This is a genomic window from Nostoc cf. commune SO-36, assembly GCF_023734775.1.
Taxonomy (GTDB): Bacteria; Cyanobacteriota; Cyanobacteriia; order Cyanobacteriales; family Nostocaceae; genus Nostoc; species Nostoc commune_A.
The window spans coordinates 5,648,776-5,671,148 of record NZ_AP025732.1 but is presented as its reverse complement, the minus strand read 5'-3'; the positions used below and the strand labels follow the sequence as shown (position 1 = coordinate 5,671,148).

The 22,373-nt window shown below is 41.7% G+C and carries 16 protein-coding genes and 1 pseudogene; 7 read left to right on the top strand and 10 right to left on the bottom strand.

Features of this window, described 5'->3' with window-relative positions:
- Window positions 1-46: 46 nt before the first annotated feature.
- The 7 genes from ANSO36C_RS25860 to ANSO36C_RS25820 form a co-directional block, all read right to left on the bottom strand.
- On the bottom strand, window positions 47-451 hold the full coding sequence (locus ANSO36C_RS25860) for an efflux RND transporter periplasmic adaptor subunit (protein WP_251956932.1): 405 nt from the start codon (window positions 449-451) through the stop codon (window positions 47-49).
- On the bottom strand, window positions 432-1,679 hold the full coding sequence (locus ANSO36C_RS25855) for an HlyD family secretion protein (RefSeq protein ID WP_251956930.1): 1,248 nt from the start codon (window positions 1,677-1,679) through the stop codon (window positions 432-434). The genes ANSO36C_RS25860 and ANSO36C_RS25855 overlap by 20 nt, the downstream gene beginning before the upstream one ends.
- Window positions 1,680-2,157: 478 nt before the next feature.
- Complete coding sequence (locus tag ANSO36C_RS25850) at window positions 2,158-2,319, bottom strand: hypothetical protein (RefSeq protein WP_251956928.1); 162 nt, start codon at window positions 2,317-2,319, stop codon at window positions 2,158-2,160.
- Window positions 2,320-2,952: 633 nt separating this feature from the next.
- The gene (locus ANSO36C_RS34500; RefSeq protein WP_323374510.1) at window positions 2,953-5,886 is read right to left on the bottom strand and encodes a beta strand repeat-containing protein; all 2,934 of its coding nucleotides are present in this window, start codon (window positions 5,884-5,886) and stop codon (window positions 2,953-2,955) included.
- A 785-nt stretch (window positions 5,887-6,671) separates the two neighbouring features.
- Complete coding sequence (locus tag ANSO36C_RS25830; RefSeq protein ID WP_251956926.1) at window positions 6,672-7,961, bottom strand: glycosyltransferase family 4 protein; 1,290 nt, start codon at window positions 7,959-7,961, stop codon at window positions 6,672-6,674.
- A gap of 556 nt (window positions 7,962-8,517) precedes the next feature.
- Window positions 8,518-9,093: a PEP-CTERM sorting domain-containing protein gene (locus tag ANSO36C_RS25825; RefSeq protein WP_251956925.1), complete on the bottom strand. Its 576-nt coding sequence runs from the start codon at window positions 9,091-9,093 to the stop codon at window positions 8,518-8,520.
- 84 nt (window positions 9,094-9,177) lie between these two features.
- A complete protein-coding gene (locus ANSO36C_RS25820; protein WP_251956923.1) occupies window positions 9,178-9,753 on the bottom strand; it encodes a PEP-CTERM sorting domain-containing protein in 576 nt (191 codons plus the stop codon).
- A 520-nt stretch (window positions 9,754-10,273) separates the two neighbouring features.
- Between ANSO36C_RS25820 and glyS the strand changes: the two genes are divergently transcribed.
- The 3 genes from glyS (at window position 10,274) to ANSO36C_RS25805 (ending at window position 15,624) form a co-directional block, all read left to right on the top strand.
- Complete coding sequence (gene glyS / locus ANSO36C_RS25815) at window positions 10,274-12,427, top strand: glycine--tRNA ligase subunit beta (protein ID WP_251956921.1); 2,154 nt, start codon at window positions 10,274-10,276, stop codon at window positions 12,425-12,427.
- 82 nt (window positions 12,428-12,509) lie between these two features.
- Window positions 12,510-14,036, top strand: a complete 1,527-nt coding sequence (gene murD, locus ANSO36C_RS25810; RefSeq protein WP_251956918.1) for a UDP-N-acetylmuramoyl-L-alanine--D-glutamate ligase — start codon at window positions 12,510-12,512, stop codon at window positions 14,034-14,036.
- 829 nt (window positions 14,037-14,865) lie between these two features.
- Window positions 14,866-15,624: a PEP-CTERM sorting domain-containing protein gene (locus ANSO36C_RS25805; RefSeq protein WP_251956916.1), complete on the top strand. Its 759-nt coding sequence runs from the start codon at window positions 14,866-14,868 to the stop codon at window positions 15,622-15,624.
- A gap of 262 nt (window positions 15,625-15,886) precedes the next feature.
- Here the strand turns inward: ANSO36C_RS25805 and ANSO36C_RS25800 are convergent, their stop codons facing one another.
- The 3 genes from ANSO36C_RS25800 to ANSO36C_RS25790 all read right to left on the bottom strand — a co-directional run bounded on the left by ANSO36C_RS25800 (window position 15,887) and on the right by ANSO36C_RS25790 (window position 17,852).
- Window positions 15,887-16,495: a hypothetical protein gene (locus ANSO36C_RS25800; protein WP_251956914.1), complete on the bottom strand. Its 609-nt coding sequence runs from the start codon at window positions 16,493-16,495 to the stop codon at window positions 15,887-15,889.
- Between the two features lie 175 nt (window positions 16,496-16,670).
- The gene (locus tag ANSO36C_RS25795) at window positions 16,671-17,258 is read right to left on the bottom strand and encodes a thylakoid membrane photosystem I accumulation factor (protein ID WP_251956912.1); all 588 of its coding nucleotides are present in this window, start codon (window positions 17,256-17,258) and stop codon (window positions 16,671-16,673) included.
- Between the two features lie 72 nt (window positions 17,259-17,330).
- Complete coding sequence (locus ANSO36C_RS25790; protein WP_251956910.1) at window positions 17,331-17,852, bottom strand: hypothetical protein; 522 nt, start codon at window positions 17,850-17,852, stop codon at window positions 17,331-17,333.
- Window positions 17,853-18,051: 199 nt separating this feature from the next.
- Between ANSO36C_RS25790 and ANSO36C_RS25785 the strand changes: the two genes are divergently transcribed.
- From ANSO36C_RS25785 to ANSO36C_RS25770, 4 genes and pseudogenes are all read left to right on the top strand, one after another.
- Window positions 18,052-19,410 (top strand): Mur ligase family protein, encoded by a 1,359-nt coding sequence (locus ANSO36C_RS25785; RefSeq protein WP_251956909.1) that lies wholly within the window; start codon window positions 18,052-18,054, stop codon window positions 19,408-19,410.
- A gap of 98 nt (window positions 19,411-19,508) precedes the next feature.
- A complete protein-coding gene (locus ANSO36C_RS25780; protein ID WP_251960440.1) occupies window positions 19,509-20,327 on the top strand; it encodes a type 1 glutamine amidotransferase in 819 nt (272 codons plus the stop codon).
- A 199-nt stretch (window positions 20,328-20,526) separates the two neighbouring features.
- Window positions 20,527-21,135 carry a Uma2 family endonuclease gene (locus ANSO36C_RS25775; protein ID WP_251956907.1) on the top strand — a complete coding sequence of 203 codons (609 nt, stop codon included), beginning with the start codon at window positions 20,527-20,529 and terminating at the stop codon, window positions 21,133-21,135.
- A 52-nt stretch (window positions 21,136-21,187) separates the two neighbouring features.
- Window positions 21,188-21,810, top strand: a pseudogene (locus ANSO36C_RS25770) (Uma2 family endonuclease).
- The last annotated feature ends 563 nt before the right edge of the window (window positions 21,811-22,373 follow it).

Here is a 22,373-nt window from a genome sequence, read left to right as displayed (position 1 = left end):
CAATCTCTCCCCCTGCTTCCCCTGCTCCCTGCTCCCCTGCCTCTCCCTATGGCTTCTGAATACTACCCACTTCTTGCGGTGCGGGAGCGATGGGAGCGCCATTAGTTAGGTTGAGAATACCGGAAACAACAATTTTGTCTCCAGCTTTTAATCCTTCGATAACTTGATAATTATTCCCCTCAATAGCTCCCAATTTCACAGGTTTTTGTTGAGCAACTAAAGATGGCGCTCCAGCTTGTTTTTCTGCTGGCGCTTCAGCTTTTTTTTCTGTTGGCGCTTCAGCTTTTTTTTCTGCTGGTGCTTGAGCCACAAATACAAAAGTTTCTCCACCCAAGCGAGATACTGCTGTAACTGGAATTAAAATTCCCGGACGTTGGTTCCAGATCACTCTGGTTTGCACCGCCTGGCGATTTACCAGTTGATTTCTAGAATTACCAAAGTTGGCTTTCACTCAAAATTGTCTGCGAATCTGAACTGGCATCTGGAGAAATGAAACTTATCTTACCCCTTGCTGCGGGTTGCCCTTGAGCATTCAGCATTTGCACTGGTAATCCTAAGCGCAGTTTTTTGGCTTCTTCTAGGGGAACGGAAATATTCAGTTCTAAAGAGTCGTTTCTAGTAAGTGTAGTGAGTTGGTCTGCTCTTTCGACAAAATCTCCCACCTTTGTGGGAATGTTGCCAACAATGCCGGTAAAAGGAGCCAGAACTTTTGTGTATTGCAGTTGGACTTGGGCAGCTTCGACTTGGGCTGCTGCTTGAGTTACTTGCGATCGCGCTTGGGCAATTTCTTCTGGACGGGAACCATTTTCTAGTTGTCTTAAGTTTTGTCTCTGTTGTTCTAAGGCTCCAGTTAGCTCATTGATACTAGAAGTTCTGCTTTGGCGGAGTTGGCTTAGGCGTTTTTGGGCTACGACAAGGGCAGCTTCAGCACTTTGCTGTTCTTTGACATATCCTTCTAAGGTATCTTGAGAAACTGCGCCCTCTTTTCTCAATTGTGCGTATCGTTTGGCTCGTGACTGTGCTAATTCCACATCCGATTTAGCTGACTGAATTTGAGCCTCAGCCTGAGCAATTTCTTGTGGTTGCGATCCTGATTGGGCATCTCGAAGACGAGCTTGAGCTTGGGTTAACTGCGCTCTAGCTTGGGCAACTTCTTCTTGTCGCGTACCCGCTTGGACTTCAGCAAGACGTGCTTGAGCTTGTGCTAGTCCAGCTTTTGCTTGTGATAATTGCGCTTGGACACTATCACTTTCGAGGCTAATAATAGCTTGCCCCTGTTGAACACGATTGCCCTCTTGAATAAAAATATTGGTAATTCGTCCATCAACCTGTGGCTTGATGATTACCGAACGGGGAGCCTCTAAGGAGCCAATAAACTCCGAACTTTCCTGCACTGTTTCTGTTTGCACAGTCGCTAGCTTGACGGGAATTGCCATCGGTTGACCAGCAGCAGGCCCACCTGCTCCTGGATTGCTAGCGTTACTAGTTTGCCACCAGCGCCAACCAAAACCAATACCTGCAACTAAAAGGACGATGCCCAATATCATGGGCCAACGCCGTTTTTGAGGTGGCTTAGGCGATCGCGGGAGCAATGGTTGCGACTCTTGATTAAAATCGTTAACAGAAGCCTGTTCTGTTTCAATGGGTAGGGGAGAATCAGGGAACTCAGAATTGGACATCTTCGGTTTCTCGTCTTGTGGATTTAAACTTGGGCAATCTACTCTTCAGTAAAAAAGGATTGTTTGAATAGTTTTTTAGCCCTTTGTTTTTGATGTTGGTGTCAAATGTATATATTGGGTATTGGGGCGATCGCTCACGTTGTCTAGCACCTGAAATAAATATTGTTCACCACATTATGTTTATTTTGTACATTACTTAGCTAAAATCATTGTCAAAGTGTAATTTATAAAACTTTTTTTAGGTAGTATAAAACCAGTGCCTTAGTTCAAAGATAAAACAGGGTTCATATTGTTGCAGACTAATCAACTGAAACGCTTGCCTCCTGCAATGGCAAAGTGCCAATATCGCGCACAAATAAATTCACAAAAGTTTTTATGTAGTATTCACGACTATATTTTAGTTTGGTAAGTATATGGCTAAAATGCAGCATACCGTGAAGCAACATAGCCGTTAAATTACTCAGAGATACTTTTCAATCTATATCGCAGACACTGCGCCCTGCTCTTGACTCTTGCGTAAGTAAACAACCACTTGTTCGCGCAGCGATTTGTCAGTTTCGTATAAGATTGCAAACACCTTAATTGCCGCCTTTATCAAGCGTCCAGCAGTTTGTGCCCTCCTTGATACTAAGTCTTCCATAAATGTTTGCAAGTGCTTGCTTGCATTATAACCAGATAGGTAGGTAGGTGTAAATAATTATCAATTGGGATAAAGAGGGAGGGACAAAGCAGGGAGCAGGGCAAAAAGGGTTTAAGCTGTGTTTACTTTTTTTCACATACTTTGCTTTTATCATGCCTACTTACTTGCTAAACGAGATTGTGTATAAGTTACAGATGAGTTTATCGCTCTTAATTATTAGTGAATATTGATCTTAGGGAAGAGAAGGGTATGGAGCGATGCCAACTTTTGGAGAGGCTTGTCTGCGACACACTGCGTGTAGCTAGCTTGTTTCCACCTTCGGGGAGCGTGGGGTAGGCAAATAGTACGCTGCTTAATTTAGCTTTATTAATCAAGCTTGCAAGTTTCATTTAGTTATCCTCACCAAGAACGACGTGCAATCAATCAGTGTTCTCTAGAGTCCTACTTTTGAGCCGTCTCAACTTCCTACAGTTAGTTCACCCGATCGGTTGGTTTCTAATTCACCCAAATGGGTGATTTAATTTATCTCAATCAAGGCACTTATGCGGCTTGCATTGAGCAATAAAATGCGAGGTGCTATTTTTAGCACCTCGCCAACTGTACTGTTTAGCGATCGCACAGCGCTAGTCAAGATTAAACAACCACAAAATTGTTTTCGGTTAGTGACAATCCATTTGATAGTTGTGCAAATTGTACCTGAGCAAATGCACCCGCATTGCCATCTTGGTCAAAGTACAATGCACCTGTAGTATTGTCATAGATAAATCGTTGATTACTTGTCATTGCAGATGTTCCGATTATAAACTGGCTAGCTGAGAGCGAACCTATTGATAACCCATAATCAAAACCAGCAGATGATACTTGAATGAGTTCATTAGTAGCGTCGAAATCATAAATAGTATCAAGTCCTTGATTGTAAGTATAGAAGGCAAAGGTATCAGTACCATTGTTTCCATAGAGGTTATCATTGCCATTGCTCCCTACAATGTAGTCATCGTACTGTGTGCCTAAGATACTTAATCGTTCAATATTCTTGTAGCTAATTTGATCCGTACCTGCCGCAATTGAGCCAATGTTATTAGTAGCATTAAATGTCGTTGTCATCCTGCTGTTAGCATAGGTGTAATCAACGGATAACAAATCGTCACCCTTGCCCCCATCTACCGTATCATTGCCCCCATTTACCCTATTATCATCGTCACCACTGCCCGTGGACAGTGTATCGTTACCATCACTCCCTACAATGTTGTCATCGTACCTTGTACCTGAGATATTTAATCGTTCGATATTCTTGTAGTTAACCCGACTCTTGCCTGCCGTAATTGAGGTAATGCTAGTGATGGCATCGAATGTCGTTGTGATTCCTCTGGTGGCACCATAGCCAAACCTGACGGACAATACATCGTCTCCCTTACCTCCATCTACCGTATCCTTGCCACCATTGTTCGTGGAGAGCGTATCGTCGCCATCGCCCCCCACAATATTGTCATCGTACCCTGTACCTGAGATATTTAATCGTTCGATATTCTTGTAGTTAAACCGACTCTTGCCTGCTGTAATTAAGGTAATGCTAGTGATGGCATCGAATGTCGTTGTGATTCCTCCGGTGGCACTATCGCCAAAACCGACGGACAATACATCGTCTCCCTTACCCCCATCTACCGTATCCTTGCCACCAATGCCCGGGAAGAGCGTATCGTTGCCATCGCTCCCCACAATATTGTCATCGTACCTTGTACCTGAGATATTTAATTGTTCGATATTCTTGTAGCTAACCTGCTCCGTGCCTGCCTTAATTGAGGTAATCTTAGTAGTGGCATCGAATGTCGTTGTGATTCCCCCAGTGCCACTATAGCTAAAACCGACGGACAATACATCGTCTCCCTTGCCCCCATCTACCGTATCATTGCCAGCATTGCCTGTGGAGAGCGTATCGTTGCCATCGCTCCCCACAATATTGTCATCGTACCCTGTACCTGAGATATTTAATCGTTCGATATTCTTGTAGTTAACCCGACTCTTGTCTCCCGTAATTGAGCCAATGCTAGTAGCGGCATCGAATGTCGTTGTAATTGCTCCGGTAAAATCATAGTTAAAATAGACGGACAACACATCCTCACCCTTACCCCCGTCTACCGTTTGTGTCACTAAATCAGAGGGTAAATTACTATATCCATCTGATAAGCCTAGGTAGAAGGTATCATTGCCATCGCCCCCAGAGAGTACATTATCGCCTAATGAACCGCTAGCATCCAAGGTATCATTACCAGCGCCACCGTTAAGGGTGTTATTGCCAGACGAACTACTCAAATAGCCGGTGTCACTACCTCTATAATCTAAGCCAGAAACGGAGAGAGAATCATTGCCGTCACCCCCAGAGAGCAGGTTATCGCCGAATGAACCGCTAGCATCCAAGGTATCGTCACCACCACCACCGTTGAGAGTATTATTGCCAAAGGATCGAGAGTCGAAGACGGAGGTGCCGCTGTACGGGTCGCTACTTCCTTGCTGATAGCCAGAGACTGAGAGAGAATCATTGCCATCGCCCCCAGAGAGCAGGTTATCGCCGAATGAACCGGTAACATTCAAGGTATCGTTACCTGCATCACCGTTGAGCGTATTATTGCCTAAGTAGCGAAGGTCTCCTTCTTCTTCTTGTGACCCGTAGCTTTGGTAGTACTGATAGCCTAAGGCAAAAAGAGAATCATTGCCATCGCCCCCAGAGAGCAGATTATCGCCTATTAAAGAATCAACATTTAAGGTATCGTTATCGGCACCACCGTTGAGAGTATTATTGCCTGCACCACCCCTGAGCATATCCTTGCCACCGCCACCTGTGAGGATATCATTGCCATTACCACCTGTGAGGCTATCGTCACCTGCACCACCATTAAGGGTATCATTACCTGCACCACCCCTCAGTATGTCGTTGCCACTTAAGCCGTTAATGACATCATCACCCCCCTGACCATTGATGACATCATCTGAGTTGTCAAAGCCGTTAACGTTATTGGAGAGGTCGTTAAGGAAGGTGACTGTGTTTTTGTTGAAGATAGTGCTTTGGCTAGAGTTGCCATTGAAGACATCAAAGCTATCGGTGATGCTAGTTTGCCCATCAAACAGGATGTTACCCAAGTCTACAGTGGCTCCTGTAGTTTTGCTGAGGTTATCCAGGTTTTCCAGGGCAAAGTTTTGCAAGATGACTTTATTGTTATCTGACTGCCCTTCAAAAGTGATTTCCAGATCGTCGCCATTCTGAGCCAGTAGCAGATTTCGGGCAGTTAAAATATCACCTTTGAATTTTATCGTATCCACTTCGGCAATGACTTCTGCTGTCGGATTTGTTCCTTTACCTACGCCACTGAAATCAGTGATGGTATAGCGCTCATTGGATGAGTCGTTGTTTAAACTGTAAACAAATTCATCTTTGCCGCCTCCACCAGTAACCGTGTCGCCGTTCCCGTTAGGTGTGATGGTATCGTTGCCTGCTTTACCGTTAATCGTGTCGTTGTAATCGTTGCTGCCTACTAAAGTATCATTACTGTTGGTTCCAATGACATTTGCCATAACTTTTGCCTACCTCAATCTATTTTTTCAGTAAATTCAGTTGTCAATTTTAATTTGTGCTTTCAGACACACAAATTCACCGGAATCTGCATACTTTATATGTCACATTTGAGGATAAGTAAATTATCGGAAATTCACCCTAATTCCAAGGATTTTACCTATCACTTGTTTAACTATCTCAAACTATCTAAGTCTTAAGCACTGGACAATTTCAGGAGTGCATTCATGAGAATCTGTGATTTCATGCTTTTTAATCATTTTTGTTTCAATAGAAATCGCTGAACAAAGATGATTAAAAAGTCTGGCTATTGGATACCAAAAACATACCCTTGATATTTGTTTTTTTGCCAGCGCCTAAGTCTTAACTATAGAAAATATTTAACGGTTGACTCTTGATGGGGAAAGAGATTTTTATCACCTCTTTGTGAGCTATTCTCGCTCGGTGTCTATTTTGAACATAGAGAACGTCTCAGAGGATGTTTTAAATTTCTCTCTCTAAAGGGTATAATTCTGCCGTCTCTATTGGGTTAAGTATAACACCAAATCAAGGTTTTCACTATATACTGAGATGCTTCGCTGTGCTAACTATAGAGAGCAAAATTCCCTTTCAAAACGCCTTTTCGCCATACTTGTCGGTTTTTGCAGTTCAAAAGAGGAATTTGGTTTAGGGGAAAAGTGAAAGGTGAAAGGTTTATTCTTTCCCTTTTCCCCTTAACCGAAAAGTATTGTGAACATCTCATTAGCTTCCAATAACTGCATAGCCAAGTACAAGTGTCCCATGCCCTTCAACCATCCACAACTGATTTTTTAGAATCTAATTTTGGTAAAATTCCTACAGATGATTTTCGGTTAGCAACAACACAAGAAAGCAACCCTTCATAACGATCAAGTGCTTGCTCCAAAGAGTAGTTTTCTTCGGCAAACTGTCTTCCTTTGTTACCTAGCATCGCACTTAGAGCAGGATTAGCATATAAATCATGTACCGCAGCGGCTATTGCATCAGGTGATTCTGGCTCAACAATTATCCCACCACCACTAAGTTGGATTGCTTTAGCAGCTGTACCAGTGGCGGGAACTGAACCCACAATCGGGCGACCACTCGCCAACAGCAGTGGTATTTTTGAAGGCATATTGAACGAAATCACATTGCGCTTTTGCACAATTAGCCCCACATCAGATGCTGCCAGCATTTCGGGTAGTTTTTCTCGCGGCTGTAACGGTAGCAGCAAAACATTATCTGCTCCATTTAAGAGACAATATTCCTGCAATCTTTGCAATGCTATTGATTCGCCAACGATGACAAAGACAATCTCCTTGATATGACGTAAGCAAACGGCTGCTTTTATTACCGTTTCTAAACCTTGCGTTAAAGCAATGTTTCCCGAATAAAGTACTACAAATTTCCCATTCAGTTGATGGCTAGATATCCACGAGTTATTCTCTTTCTGTAAAGGGCGGATGAAATTTACATTTACCCAATTGGGAATACAAACAATTTTATTAACAGGTACTCCTTTATTCACTAAATTCTCACGAAAAGCATCGGCAATGACACTAATAGTGTGTGCGGACTGATATGCAAATTTCTCCAGACTTGCAAGAGTTCGGATCATCCACTTGTTCTTCAATAGCCCGATACGTACCGCAGCATCTGGTAGAATATCTTGCACATTTAGAACTACTGGGCAGTTGTATAACCAAGCAAATATTGTTACTGGTAAAGTACCGAAAAGAGGCGGTATTGTTAAAATAATCACATCTGGGCGTCTGCCTTTAAAAGCTTGAGGTAAACTCGTAAAAACAAAGCTCAACTCCAGCAACAAGCGATCTAGGAGATTAGGTTTAGACTTAATTCGTAAGTAACTTCGTTGAATTATGACACCATTTATTTGTTCAGTAATATACCACTTACCCCGATATTCATCGTAAATTTCGCGCTGAGGATAGTTGGGCATTCCCGTAACCACCCGCACTTCGTGACCTCGCTTTGCTAGTCCTTCTGCTAATTCAGTCATTAACGGAGCAATACCAATCGGCTCTGGATGATAGTTATAGGAATAAATCAGAATGTGCATGAGCTATTTGTGAATTTTTTAAAGACAGCCTGAGATAATCGGATTTATTCCTTCATAGTCAGTACGGGCTGCTACTATTTATTACTTATTTGAATTTTTAATTTTGCTTCATTAACAATGCGTTAAACATCGTTGATGAATTTTTTAGAGGTTGTTTTAAAAATTCCAGGGGGGTATAATTTTCTTCTTTCGACTTGTATAAATTACAACGAAAACATTAGCTTTTAGTTATGTAATGAAATTCTTCGTTGTGTTCACTATGAAAGTAAAATGTCCTTTGAAAACATCCACTTCTAGGCATAGTTTTTAATTTCTGGTTATTTATGACAATATTTGTCCTAGTTATTTCGGAACTAATGTCTAAATTTACAACATGGGGGATTTTACCATCATATTCAAGCTCATGCATATAACCCGCATTCCGCCCTTTAAACTGGCACATAGTGTTGATGAGAATTAATGAGTTTTAATGATGGCCCTACCAGTTTAGTGAACTAGTAGGGCTAGAATAGAGATTCAGTAAATATGGCAAGCTCTAACTAGAAAGCCCTAATTTCTAGCAAGAGGCTTGCTTTTTCTTCAAAGATGAACCTACACCCAAGGCAGCAAATGCTAGCAAACCCAACATAGAAGCAGGTTCAGGAACTTTGGATACCTGAATAGAGCCAGAGTTTTGATCTAGTGTTATTGATGTCCCTTGTTGATTTACATCCTGACGTAATCGCAAAGAGTCGCCAACAGTTCCAGAAAAGAAGTATTCTCCAATTACACCCGTTCCTCCCCCGATATTCAAGGAGCTAAACAATGTATGAGTGGAAGTATCAAAGTTGAAAGCGAAGAAATCAGACTGTGATACTCCACCAGCAACGGTGTCATAAGTTCCTAAAAGATTTTTAGATGGATCTAGGAAGGATACATTCAAGGATTGTAAAAAGTTGGTTGCTCCACGACCAGCTTCGGAAATGATTGTTGGTGCTGTAGTTTCGTCGTAGCTGAATGAACCTGTGGCTGAATAACCAGCATCGCCTAGCCAGTTAAAGTTTAATTCAATAGCTTGCGCTGGGTTGTTAGCAGCTGTGATCGCAACAGTAGTTGCTGCGATCGCACCGATTTTGGTGAAAATGTTTTTCATGGTTATAACTCCAAAATTGATTGAAATGATGCAGATATCAATGCATCAAACAAAACTAAGCTTACGATAGAAAAGTTCTAATTTCTAGCAAGAGGCTTGCTTTTTCTTCAGAGTTGAAGCTACACCCAACCCAGCAAATGCCAATAAACCCAACATAGAAGCAGGTTCAGGGACTTTGGATACCTGAATAGAACCAGAATTTTGATCTAATGTTCTAAATGCTGACACTTGATCGATGTCCTGACGTAAGAACAAAGAGTCGTCAACCGTTCCCTGAAAGAAATATTCGCCAATTATACCCGTACCTCCGGCTATATCAAAGGAGCTAAACAATGTATGAGTGGAAGTATCAAAGTTGAAAGCGAAGAAATCAGACTGTGATACTCCACCAGCAACGGTGTCATAAGTTCCTAAAAGATTTTTAGATGGATCTAGGAAGGATACATTCAAGGATTGTAAAAAGTTGGTTGCTCCACGACCAGCTTCGGAAATGATTGTTGGTGCTGTAGTTTCGTCGTAGCTAAATGAACCTGTGGCTGAATAACCAGCATCGCCTAGCCAGTTAAAGTTTAATTCAATAGCTTGGGCTGGGTTGTTAGCAGCTGCGATCGCAACAGTAGTTGCTGCGATCGCACCGATTTTGCTGAAAATGTTTTTCATGGTCATAGCTCCAAAGTTGATTGAAATAATGCAGATATCAATGCATTAAACAAAACTAAGCTTACATTAGAAATATATACACGTAAATACCGCACACAACTACGGTAGCTAATGTAATGAATCAGTGAAGTAAAACACTTTTTTTGTGAAGTTTTGCATAAAATGCTAAGTTTATCTAAGTTAAAAATTTACGCAAAACATCCAAACTCTAGTATTATGTGGCGGGAGTCTGCTTAATTTTAAGAAGTTGCTTCAGCAACTTGTTGTCTGGTTAATTGAAATGGCACAAGAAGCTCGGAATACAATTATGCGTGACTTTTGAGATCCAGTTGTTATCCTGCCTTAATGCTAATAGCGTAGCTTGCTTTCTCGTAGGGTTACAAGTTGGTATCGCAGGGGCGCACTGGTTCAAGATTGACTTTTGACTTTTGCGTTGCAGTACTAATTACCTAAAAATCACGAGCGATCGCCTGAGAATACCTGATAAAGTTGAGCTACGCAAAGTTGAAAACAGTATTATATGCCTGGGTTTCTATTAGAAGTTGGTACAGAAGAACTACCTGCAAGTTTTCTCAGTGATGCTTTAGTGCAATGGCAGGAACGCATTCCTCAAAGCCTGGAAGCAAACAGCCTTAAAGGTGAAAGTGTCCAGGTATACGGTACTCCCCGGCGGCTGGCGGTATTAATTACAGGTTTACCATCCCAGCAAGCAGACCGAGAAGAAGAAATTAAAGGGCCTCCCGCTCAAGCCGCCTTTAAAAATGGTCAGCCGACACCAGCAGCGATAGGCTTTGCCAAAAAGCAAGGTGTGGAACTGGATGCGCTGTCTGTTCGCCCCACTGACAAAGGCGAATTTGTATTTGTACAAAAAAGAATTTCCGGTCGTCCGGTGGCGGAAATTTTGACAGAACTTATTCCCCAGTGGATTTGGGGGTTAGAAGGTAAACGGTTAATGCGTTGGGGAAATGGAGATGCGAGGTTTTCTCGACCGATTCGCTGGCTGGTAGCTTTGTTAGATCAAACGGTGCTACCTCTAGAATTAGTAAATGGTTCTAAAACGATTCAGAGCGATCGCATTTCTCAAGGTCATCGTGTCTTACATTCTGAACCTGTGACAATTGCCCAAGCTACTGATTATGTTACCACCCTCAAATCTGCTTATGTCACCGTTGACCCAGAAGAACGGGCAAATTTAATCAAAGAGCAAGTAAATACAGTAGCCGAGAATTTAGGCGGGTATACAGTAATTTACCCCGATTTGTTAGCGGAAGTAACCAACCTTGTAGAATATCCTTCCGCAGTTGTCGGTAAATTTGAACCAGAATTTTTGGAATTACCAACTGAGGTAATTACTGAAGTTATGGTTATTCATCAGCGTTATTTCCCTGTCTTTAAACCAGATAGCTCCGAGCAAGAATTATTGCCCAACTTCATCACCATTTCTAACGGTGATCCTAAAAAATCAGATATTATTGCCGTCGGGAATGAAAGGGTAATTCGTGCCAGATTAGCTGATGGCAGATTTTTCTACGAAGCTGATTTAACTAAGCCAATAGAAAGCTTTTTACCCCAGTTAGAAAAAGTCACTTTCCAAGAAGAATTGGGTTCGGTGCGTACCAAGGTAGATAGAGTAGTTAAGATTGCCGAACGAATAACCACCCAATTAAAATTAACGGAAAATCAAAGCCAAAGAATCCAACGTGCCGCTTTATTATGTAAAGCAGACTTGGTTACTCAAATGGTGTATGAATTTCCCGAATTGCAAGGGATTATGGGAGAAAAATATGCTTTAGCCAGTGGCGAAGATGGAGAAGTAGCAAAGGCAATTTATCAACATTATTTACCCACAGGAGCCAGTGATAATTTCCCCGAAACACTCACGGGTCAAATTGTTGCTTTGGCAGATAGATTAGATACCTTAGTGAGTATCTTTGGTTTAGGCTTAATTCCCTCTGGTTCCTCCGATCCTTTCGCCTTGCGCCGTGCTGCTAATGCTGTAGTTAAAATTACTTGGTTTTACAATTTACCAATAAATTTAGATGAGTTATTGGCACAAATATCGACAGATTTTGCAGCCAAATATCACAAAGATGGGGTATCATTAACCGCCGCATTACAAGAATTTTTCTTGCAACGCATCCGCACTTTACTACAAGAAGAAAAACAGATTGATTACGACCTAGTAAATGCAGTTTTGGGAGAAAATGACCCAGAATACACAGAACGGGCGTTAAAAGGTTTATTGGATGTACGCGATCGCGCCCTATACTTACAACAAATCCGCAACGACAGTACCTTAGATAACATCTACGAAACCGTTAACCGTTCTACCCGATTAGCTGCCCAAGGTGATTTGGATACAAAACAGCTAGAACCAACAACTGTAGTTCGTCAAGAACTATTCCAAAAACCCTCTGAGACAGCTTTGTATAATGCCCTAATCGAATCAGTGCCGCAAACTCAAGCAGCACAACAGACGCGAAATTATCAACTATTAGTAGCAGCATTAGCAAAAATTGCTCCGGCAGTCAGTAACTTCTTTGATGGGCCAGATAGCGTTTTAGTTATGGACTCCGATCCAGCAGTCAAGCGTAATCGATTGCATTTACTGGGACTAGTTCGCAATCATGCCCGTGTTTTAGCTGATTTTGGTGCGATCGTCAAAAATCTGTAGCGTAGGTCAACAAAAAGTTGTGTAATTTTTGCCAAGAAACGCTACTATAGGGAGTGCTTAACCAGGGACTCTGCTGCAATCTATGCCTAGAGCTACTGTAATTGGATTGGGAAAGTCCGGTGTTGCTGCGGCGAGATTGTTGAAACGGGAAGGTTGGGAGGTAGAGCTAAGTGATAGCAACACCTCCGAAACCCTCCTACAACAACAACAAGAACTCGCTGCCGAGCAAATAACCGTGAAACTAGGCCAATCCCTAGAATTGAATGGTGATAATTTACCCCAATTAATAGTTGTTAGTCCTGGCGTGCCTTGGGATATTCCCGTATTAATTAAGGCACGCCAATTAGGTATTGAAACCATTGGGGAAATGGAACTCGCTTGGCGAAATTTGCAAGGGCTACCTTGGGTAGGAATTACCGGCACTAACGGCAAAACTACTACCACAGCTTTAATTGCTGCCATTTTTAAAGCAGCAGAATTAAATGCACCCGCCTGCGGTAATATTGGCTACGCTGCTTGTGATGTTGCCCTATCTGATAGGGGAGAGGGGACAGAGGATAGGGGACAGAGGGATAAGGAAAGAGGTGGGGAAACTCGAATCCAAAATCCAAAATCTAAAATCCGAAATCATATTGATTGGGTGATTGCGGAAGTTAGCAGCTATCAAATAGAATCTTCGAGTTCTCTTGCACCACGTATCGGTGTTTGGACGACTTTCACACCGGATCATCTCAGTCGCCATCAGACTTTAGAGAACTATTACAACATCAAAGCCAAGTTATTACGTCAGTCCGAATTGCAAGTGTTCAATGGCGATGATGCCTACTTGAGCCAGCTAGGTTTAAGTGCTTGGCCTGATGCTTATTGGACAAGTGTCAAAGGAAAAGATTTCCTGATTAGCGAAAAAGGCTTTTATATCGAAGACGGCTGGGTTGTGGAAAAGTTGACTGCAACCTCTACACCAGAACCGATTGTGAAGGTATCTACTTTGCGGATGGTGGGGGAACATAACCAGCAAAATCTTTTGATGGCAGTAGCAACGGCAAGATTAGCGGGAATTAATCGTGATGCGATCGCACTTGCAATTCGAGAATTTACCGGTGTTCCTCATCGTTTGGAACATATCTGCACTTGGGAAGGTATTGATTTCATTAACGATAGCAAAGCCACCAACTACGATGCTGCCGAAGTCGGTTTAGCATCCGTTGACAGTCCAGCGATTTTAATTGCTGGTGGAGAAGCCAAAGCAGGAGATGATACTGCCTGGCTAGCACAAATTCAAACAAAGACTGCTGCTGTGTTATTGATTGGCTCTGCTGCACCTGCATTTGCCAAACGTCTCCAAGAGGTTGGTTATCATACATACCATATTGTGGAAACTATGGAAAGGGCAGTTTCCAAGTCGGCAGAATTAGCCAAGCAGTATCAAGCGCAGGTGGTGTTGCTGTCTCCGGCTTGCGCGAGTTTCGACCAATACCCAAATTTTGAGGTGCGGGGCGATCGTTTCCGTCAATTATGCCTCGCTTGGGTGGGAGGTTGGCAGCCTGCCAGAGTAGAACTTCCAGAACTTGAAAGCTTTAGTCAAGAGTCCATAGTTCAAAGTCGATAAGCATTGTTTGTCCACAAATCTTTTATGAAGGCAGCCTCCAAAGTTTGGAGGCTGTTTTGTCTTATGTGTACACCATAGGCAAGCGGGGAGGGTTCTTTTAACCCTGTTTTGTCACTCTCGGAAAACAATAATCAAAGTCAAATTCTGAGGCTTTGATTTAATCAAGGTTTGAGACTTTATTTTCTAATAGAAACTAAAATTTATAGCTTAAAAAGTGGAAACAAAACGAAAGCCCCGTAATCGTTTGGATTATTGGCTTTTCCCACTCTGACAAAAGAGGGTTAAGCTGTTCCACATTTACAGCAAATTGCAATCAAACGTGCTACAGATAAAAGTACTGAAAGCAATACTGGGCTTTGTTTTAGGATTTATTTTGTGGTGGGCTTGATCGAAAACTGCTGTAAATTGCATAAGCTGGGCGAGCAAGATGCCCATCAAAACTCCAAAGACATAAAGCTAGGCTTTGTATTTGCCTATTAATCTCAGAATGCTAAAAGTAGTTTAAAATTAAGTTTTTAATACTTTATTTTTTATTATGAATAATAGTTATACCAATTTGAAAAAAGAATGCGGCAGATGGACAGGGGCACAACAATGTTGTGCCCTTATAAATAATTGATGTGTCGCAAATATGATTTGAATTGGTATTATTGCAAATTTGACGGCATCAGTATTTATACGAAAATTTGAGATTATATCTTCAATTTCACAAACAAATCATGCAAAATAATCTTTTTAATAATTTTTCCTAAACCTATTAGTTTTTATATTGCCGATTTCTTACTACAAACTTAAGGTTGAGGGGTGTTATTCCCTGAAATTAAGAATTATGAAATTATCTCTCCGCACCTTATCACTTAGCGCAACATTAACTATTCTTTCGGCTGTAGGTATCAGTCAAGCACCAGCCTCTGCCGTCCTTGCTTCAACGCCAGTTACCTCAGTGAACTTACTCGTTAATGGCAGCTTTGAAGATACAACTTTAGCGGGTACTTCTCAAGCTCAACTAACAAGCGGTTGGGCAACTTATTCTCAGATCAACGGTTGGTCTGCAACTCCAAACGGTAAAATCGAAGTTCAACGTGGTGTTGCTGGTACTCCTTATGCTGGTTCAAACCTAATAGAATTGGATAGCCACAACTATGATAAAAGCAAGTTTTCTGCAAATAACCCCTTGGGTTTATACCAAGACGTTGCCACTGTAGCAGGTCAAAGCTATACTCTATCTTTTGCTTACTCTGCTCGTCCAAATATAGCCGCAGCAGAGAATATTTTTGATATCTTGGTTGGTGACATCGGCAATGTTGGCAATATTTTCAAAACGACCATTTCTGATGGTGCAGGTGGTGCAAATACTGCTTGGTCAATCTTTACTACGACCTTCACAGCAAACAATGCGCTATCACGAATACAATTTAACTATAAAGGAAATTTAGATACTTACGGAGCCTATATTGATGATGTGAAACTGGTTACTAGTGCAACAGCAGTTCCAGAACCCAGTACAATGGCAGGAATGGTTGTAGTTGGCTTGGGATTAGTTTCTTTGAAAAAGCGCAATACTTCTAAAAAATTACTGGCATCTTAAAAAAGAGTAAATTAACTTAGATGTACTAAATAGACATCTAGGCAAACTAATTCTTTGCTTTTCTAAAGTGAAAGTAAATAGTGTGAAACGTAAGCTTAGAAAGTTTCCACGCGTTACGAAATAAGAGGTTCTCCGCTTATAGTGAAGTGCAAATGAAGTACCCCACCCTAAATCGTCTCAGAGTGGGTCTTCCATTTTTATGAGCAAATATCTGTGGAATGCAGATTACCTCAAACTTCAGCATTGCTACTCAATATATCAATCAACCAATGGGGCGATTTCCGGGATTGACTGCATGAATATATTCACTACCCGATCGCGGCCTTCCTCGTTTATAATAAGCTTCTTCTGGTTTACCCCATCCTAGCTGCAAAATCATTTCCAAAAAACTAGTATTTTCCCACTTACACAAACTTGCCCACTCTGTTATTTGAACAATTCTCTCTACATCAGATGTGACAATTTGTTGGTATTGTTTACTATTATTGAAACTCAAGTACAAATCCATCCCGATAGAGACTTCATACCAAAATTCTACGATGGAATTTTTAGCGGCTTTTAATATCTCTAAGTCACCATTGAGGGCAATTAACTCAGTATCTATTTCGGGATAGTGCAAGCTTTTTCCTTTAACTGTCAATTCCCGCCAGATAATACCGGAAACTCGATTTTCTTTCTGATACTCGTGAATTGCAGTTTTGAAATCTTGATAAGCAGTGAACTGTTGCAGCCCATCAGTTCTGATAAACTGGTCAATTACAGGATTGCCAGAGGCTGTTATTTCTAATTTTAGGCGTTTTCCTTTGAGGCAAGCTTGGCGTTCGGCTGCCAAAATTTGAATTAGCTCCTGGGTGGTGTAAACTTTTGACATCAGAGTACACTCTATTTAGTCATGGGCATTGGGCATTGATTACGGACTATAGACTATGGATTAATTTCCTCAATTGTGAACACTGATATTTCAATATTATGCTTTGACATTGACGACAATGTAGTAACAGATATCACTAAAAATTAGGGCAGACCAATTTGGTCTACCCCATAATTTACTTAGCTAACTCACTACTAAACTCATTGAATGCTCGTCGTTTTAACTGTCCTGTTTCCGTGCTGGGTAACAAATCAAAGATTTTGCGAAATTGCTCGTCTATTTCTTCAAAAGGTACTTGACCCTTCTTATTCAAAACGACCTCACCTGATTTATTAAACACCACGACTTGAGGAACAGCGCCAGAATAGTAATATCCTATTTCTGTAGGGTCGTAGGTCTGTTTAAGCGGGATAGCATCTACATTAATAGGCATAATTTCTGCTACCCGACCATAGAATTCCTGTACCCGTGAAATGGAAATGGCATATCTTTTAGAATCGCTGCTGTCGTCCAAATAAAAGGCCAAAAATATGGGTTTATGTTCCGCTAAAGCCTGTGCCAGTGTCTGTCTGGGAGGAACCAATGAGCCATTGCCAGCATAAACGACAAAGATGTTGCCATCATATAAATCATTATCGAGACCAGCGTATGCAGGTTGCATACTTATAATTAAAAGACTTGCAAGCAATAACAGGCATTTGGACAACCACCTTCGCCAGCCAGTAATTTGTTTATGTAAAAAAAGAAACTTTGTGCTATTCATCAAAAGGAACCTTGTAAGCTACTACTTGTCGTGAGTTTGTGCTGAATTCGGCCAACTGGGCTGGATATGTAATTACGCCCGTGTACTAATTTTTAAGATAACGCCTACTGAGATTATCTCTTGTAAGTGGATGATGGAGATGAGGAGTAGGGGGCAGAGGGGCAGGGGAGCAGGGGGAGCAGGGGAGGCAGGGGGAGCAGGGGGAGCAGGGGGAGCAGGGGGAGCAGGGGAGGCAGAGGGGTAGAAGGTGGAGTTATGATGTGCGTCCACTAGTAAAAAAAACTCATTCACGAATATCAAAGGCTCGTTCACGAATATCAAAGGCTCATTCACGAATATCAAAGGCTCATTCACGAATATCAAAGGCTCGTTCACGAATATCAAAGGCTCATTCACGAATATCAAAGGCTCATTCACGAATATCAAAGACTCATTCACGAATATCAAAGGCTCATTCACGAATATCAAAGGCTTGTTCACGAATATCAAAGGCTCGTTCACGAATATCAAAGGCTCGTTCACGAATATCAAAGACTCGTTCACGAATATCAAAGACTCGTTCACGAATATCAAAGACTCGTTGTTGTATTCCAAAATATATCTCTTCTGCCCTTCTACCCCTTCTACCCCCTCTGCCTCCCCTGCCTCCCCTGCCTCCCCTGCCTCCCCTGCTCCCCCTGCTCCCCCTTAATTCTGGGGCTGGCTTTTTCAGCCAGGATTCGCTAAACTCACAAGATTAAATTTGCAATTAAATACTTTCAATTAGCAACTGCCAGAAGACTAGGGTACTGATGTGGGAAACAAAATACAATTCATAGATAGGCTGCGATTGGGTTTCGCGGTGTCAGTGGCAAAAAGTGTGACGTTTATAGTGCGATGTCTTCGACGGGCTGCACCTACGCTCCGTCTGGGTGCTGGAAGTGTATTACCAGGCGCAATTGCTCGTCGCATTGAACCCCGACTTTTACAATTATTGAGTCAGCAAGTTAAAAATGGAGTGATTTTAATTGCTGGTACTAACGGCAAAACCACTACAGCGCTGCTTTTATGCACAATCCTAGAACGCAAAGGTTTTCGCGTCACTCATAATTCTACAGGTGCAAATCTAGAAAATGGCTTGATGACGGCGCTGTTAGAAAGCACCAACTTACTAGGTACGCTAAATAGTGATTACGCCATTCTGGAAGTTGACGAAAATATTGTCCCAAGAGTATTAGCACCACTCCAGCCGCGAATTATTCTCTGTTTAAACTTGTTCCGTGACCAACTTGATAGGTACGGCGAAGTAGACACAATTAGTAAGCGTTGGACAAAAGTTATTTCTACGCTACCAGCAGAAACAGTAGTAATTCCCAATGCTGATGACCCAACTTTATCTAACCTCGGTCAGCAGTTACCCCAACGGGTGTTATTCTTTGGCTTGAATGAACCAGAACATTATTTAGAAGCAATTCCTCACGCCGTTGATTCTATTTATTGTCCCAAATGTGGACATTCTCTAGATTACAAAGGTGTTTATTTGTCTCATTTGGGAGATTTCACTTGTCCCAAGTGTGGTTTTAGTAAAAGTAAACCTACTCTCGAAAGTAGTGAATGGTCGCAAATTCTGGTTGGTTTGTACAACAAATATAATACTTTAGCGGCTGCTACTGCGGCTATTGAGTTAGGAGTTGATGAAGTAACAATCAGAGATACTATTAATACCTTTCAAGCTGCATTTGGTCGTGCGGAAGATTTAGTAATTAACGGTAAACGAGTACGGATATTGCTATCAAAAAACCCTGTAGGAACGAACGAAACCATTCGCGTAGTTACTCAAAGCACAGATAAAACCACACTGCTAATATTAAACGATCGCACACCCGATGGCACTGATGTATCCTGGATTTGGGACGTAGATACCGAGAAATTAGTCGAACGCGGCGGGACTTTAGTAGTGAGTGGCGATCGCGTCTATGATATGGCACTACGTCTACGTTACAGCCAAAAGTCCCCTGAAAGTAACTTAAATTTAATTGTGGAAGAAGATTTGCGACAAGCGATCGCAACTGCATTAGAGCATACACCAGAGAATGAAACTTTGCATATTCTGCCCACCTACTCAGCCATGTTAGAAGTGCGAGAAGTCTTAACTGGTCGGAAAATTCTTTAAATTAGTCATTTGTCATTGGTCATTTGTCTAAAGCTAATACTCAATGCCCAATGCTCAATGCCCAATGCCCAATGCCCAATGCCCCATTCCCAAAATTTATGAGTTCTCAAAATTTGGAATTAACAATTGGTTGGTTATACCCGACGCTGATGAGTACCTATGGCGATCGCGGTAATGTAATTACTATAGAACGTCGCGCCGAGTGGCGGGGATACGATGTTAAAGTTTTACCCCTAGATCAAAATGCCACAGCCGCAGATATTAAAACTGTAGATGTAATCGTGGGTGGTGGCGCACAAGATCGTCAGCAAGAAATAGTCATGCGTGATTTGCAAGGTGCGAAAGCTGACGCTATGCGCGAGAAAATCGAAAATGGAACACCAGGAGTATTTACCTGTGGTTCACCCCAACTGCTGGGACATTATTATGAACCAGGATTAGGACAACGGATTGATGGTTTGGGAATACTCGATTTAGTTTCCGTGCATCCTGGTGAAAATACTAAGCGCTGTATTGGTAACTTGGTAATTGAAGTGACAGCTTCACGTTTAGCGCAAGAATTGCGAGAGATGACGGGCAATACACCATATTTGGTAGGCTTTGAAAATCACGGCGGACGTACCAAACTAGGAAAAGTGGAAGCTTTAGGGCGAGTGGTGTACGGTTTGGGAAATAATGGAGAGGATGGTACAGAAGGAGCATTTTACCAGAATGCGATCGCTACTTATTCTCACGGCCCTTTGTTACCAAAAAATCCTTTTGTCGCCGATTGGTTAATTCAAACAGCACTGCGGCTAAAGTATCAGCAGGAAATTAAGTTACAACCTTTAGATGATAGTCTTGCTTTACAAGCACGAGAAGCGATGTTTAAGCGATTGAAAGTGAGTTTACCAAATGCTGCTGCGGCGAAAGTTTAACAAACTTTGGGGGTTTAAGTCCCCTGCCTCTATAGGCAGCGCGTTTTGTGTCGGGGTCTAAATCCCCGTCACAAAACGTAATTGCGAATTGCGAATTGCGAATTGCGAATTGGTTTAACCTAAGTTCGCTGATTAAGCCTCTCTCCGTGTCGGGGAGAGGTTTGGAGAGGGGTCAAATTTGACATAAAGAGGGCAAAGCATGACTCAAGTTTTAACCAAACAAGTAACATTTGATGAATTTATCGCTTGGTATCCCGATTCAGACAGGCATTATGAACTACATGATGGGGTAATTGTTGAAATGCCTAAGCCAAGAGGGAAGCACTCGGAGATAGCCGGGTTTATCAATGGTTCTTTGTTTATTGAAATCAACCGTTTGTCCATCCCTAAAGAATGCGTCATCAAGTCAATTAACACTGATTCAGGTTATGAACCAGATGTCATCGTTCTTGATAGACAAGCTGTTAGGGATGAACCTCGTTGGAAAAAAGAATCTATCATTACGCTGGGTAGTTCCGTCAAGTTGGTTGTAGAAGTTGTTTCAACCAACTGGAGTGATGATTATGCTTTGAAGCTACAAGATTACGAGTCTTTGGGCATTCCTGAATATTGGATTGTAGACTATCTAGGTTTAGGTGGTAGGCGCTTTATTGGCAATCCTAAACAACCAACTATCTCGATTTATTACCTAATTGAAGGCGAGTATCAAGTTAGGCAATTTAGAGGAAATGACCGCATTCAGTCGCTAGCTTTCCCAGATTTGAATTTAACTGCTGAACAGATTTTTTGGGCTGGAGAAGTCGCGTAATTTATGTGGCTAAGGTTTAAATTTTTATCTTACTTTAAAGCAAGAGGAAAGTATGACTCAAACCTTACGCAAAGTAGTAACATTTGATGAATTTATCGCTTGGTATCCAGAAAACTCACAACGACGCTATGAACTTCATGATGGAGTAATTGTAGAAATGGCTCCTCCCACAGGTGAACATGAACAGATTGTTGGATTTTTAGTTGGGGAAATAGTTACAGAATACAAACGTTTAAAACTACCTTATTTCATCCCCAAAACAGCTTTATTAAACCGACTCAAAGCGAAGCAGCTTACTCACCAGATGTACTGTTATTGAATAACTCTAATTTAGTAAATGAACCTCTGTGGAAAAAAGAATCTACTGTAAGCCAAGCGGCATCAATTCCTTTAGTAATTGAGGTGGTAAGTACCAACTGGCGAGATGACTATTTTACCAAAGCAGGTAAATATGAAGAGGTCGGAATATCTGAATACTGGATTGTAGACTATTTAGGTTTAGGTGGTAGGCGCTTTATTGGCAATCCAAAACAACCAACTATCTCAATTTACCAATTAATTGAAGGTGAATATCAAGTTAGGCAATTTAGGGGAAATGACCGCATTCACTCGCTAGCGTTTCCAGAGTTAAATTTAACTGCTGAACAGATTTTTCAGGCTGGTGAAGTCGCGTAAAAAACCGCTAAAGAAGTAAAAGAACCATCAAAGACTCATCCACGAGTATCAAAGACTCATCCACGAGTATCAAAGACTCATCCGCGAGTATCAAAGGCTCGTCCACGAGTATCAAAGACTCATCCACGAGTATCAAAGACTCATCGGCGAGTATCAAAGACTCATTCACGAGTATCAAAAACTCGTCCACGAGTATCAAAGACTCGTCCACGAGTATCAAAGACTCATTAACGGAGTTCCGAACCTCATTAATGAGTATTAGAGACTCGTTGACAAGCCAATCTGAACCATTGGGAATGATAAATTCTTTTTAGATTCAGTAAAAATTATTAGCACTCGTGTAGTAATACACAGAATAGTAAATTGCTTTGATATCTTGCAGCATTCTTAATTAACACCCACCTTTGCCTGCAACTCGAATTTCCTTTCTCATAGCCAAAGTCTATTCAATATGGACTAAAATCCAAGCCTGGAAAGAATTTAGCCCTCTTAAGAGGATGTTTGAAAAGTCCTTTTCTCGGTAACAAAACTTTTAGATCCCCCTAAATCCACGCCAGTTGCTC

Bases quoted from the DNA above. Each gene is read 5' to 3' on its own strand.
- ANSO36C_RS25800 (WP_251956914.1), bottom strand. From the start codon at position 16,495: ATGTCAAAAGTTTACACCACCCAGGAGCTAATTCAAATTTTGGCAGCC.
- ANSO36C_RS34500 (WP_323374510.1), bottom strand. From the start codon at position 5,886: ATGGCAAATGTCATTGGAACCAACAGTAATGATACTTTAGTAGGCAGC.
- ANSO36C_RS25825 (WP_251956925.1), bottom strand. From the start codon at position 9,093: ATGAAAAACATTTTCACCAAAATCGGTGCGATCGCAGCAACTACTGTT.
- ANSO36C_RS25850 (WP_251956928.1), bottom strand. From the start codon at position 2,319: ATGGAAGACTTAGTATCAAGGAGGGCACAAACTGCTGGACGCTTGATA.
- ANSO36C_RS25855 (WP_251956930.1), bottom strand. From the start codon at position 1,679: ATGTCCAATTCTGAGTTCCCTGATTCTCCCCTACCCATTGAAACAGAA.
- ANSO36C_RS25830 (WP_251956926.1), bottom strand. From the start codon at position 7,961: ATGCACATTCTGATTTATTCCTATAACTATCATCCAGAGCCGATTGGT.
- ANSO36C_RS25805 (WP_251956916.1), top strand. From the start codon at position 14,866: ATGAAATTATCTCTCCGCACCTTATCACTTAGCGCAACATTAACTATT.
- ANSO36C_RS25795 (WP_251956912.1), bottom strand. From the start codon at position 17,258: ATGAATAGCACAAAGTTTCTTTTTTTACATAAACAAATTACTGGCTGG.
- glyS (WP_251956921.1), top strand. From the start codon at position 10,274: ATGCCTGGGTTTCTATTAGAAGTTGGTACAGAAGAACTACCTGCAAGT.
- ANSO36C_RS25820 (WP_251956923.1), bottom strand. From the start codon at position 9,753: ATGAAAAACATTTTCAGCAAAATCGGTGCGATCGCAGCAACTACTGTT.
- ANSO36C_RS25780 (WP_251960440.1), top strand. From the start codon at position 19,509: ATGAGTTCTCAAAATTTGGAATTAACAATTGGTTGGTTATACCCGACG.
- murD (WP_251956918.1), top strand. From the start codon at position 12,510: ATGCCTAGAGCTACTGTAATTGGATTGGGAAAGTCCGGTGTTGCTGCG.
- ANSO36C_RS25775 (WP_251956907.1), top strand. From the start codon at position 20,527: ATGACTCAAGTTTTAACCAAACAAGTAACATTTGATGAATTTATCGCT.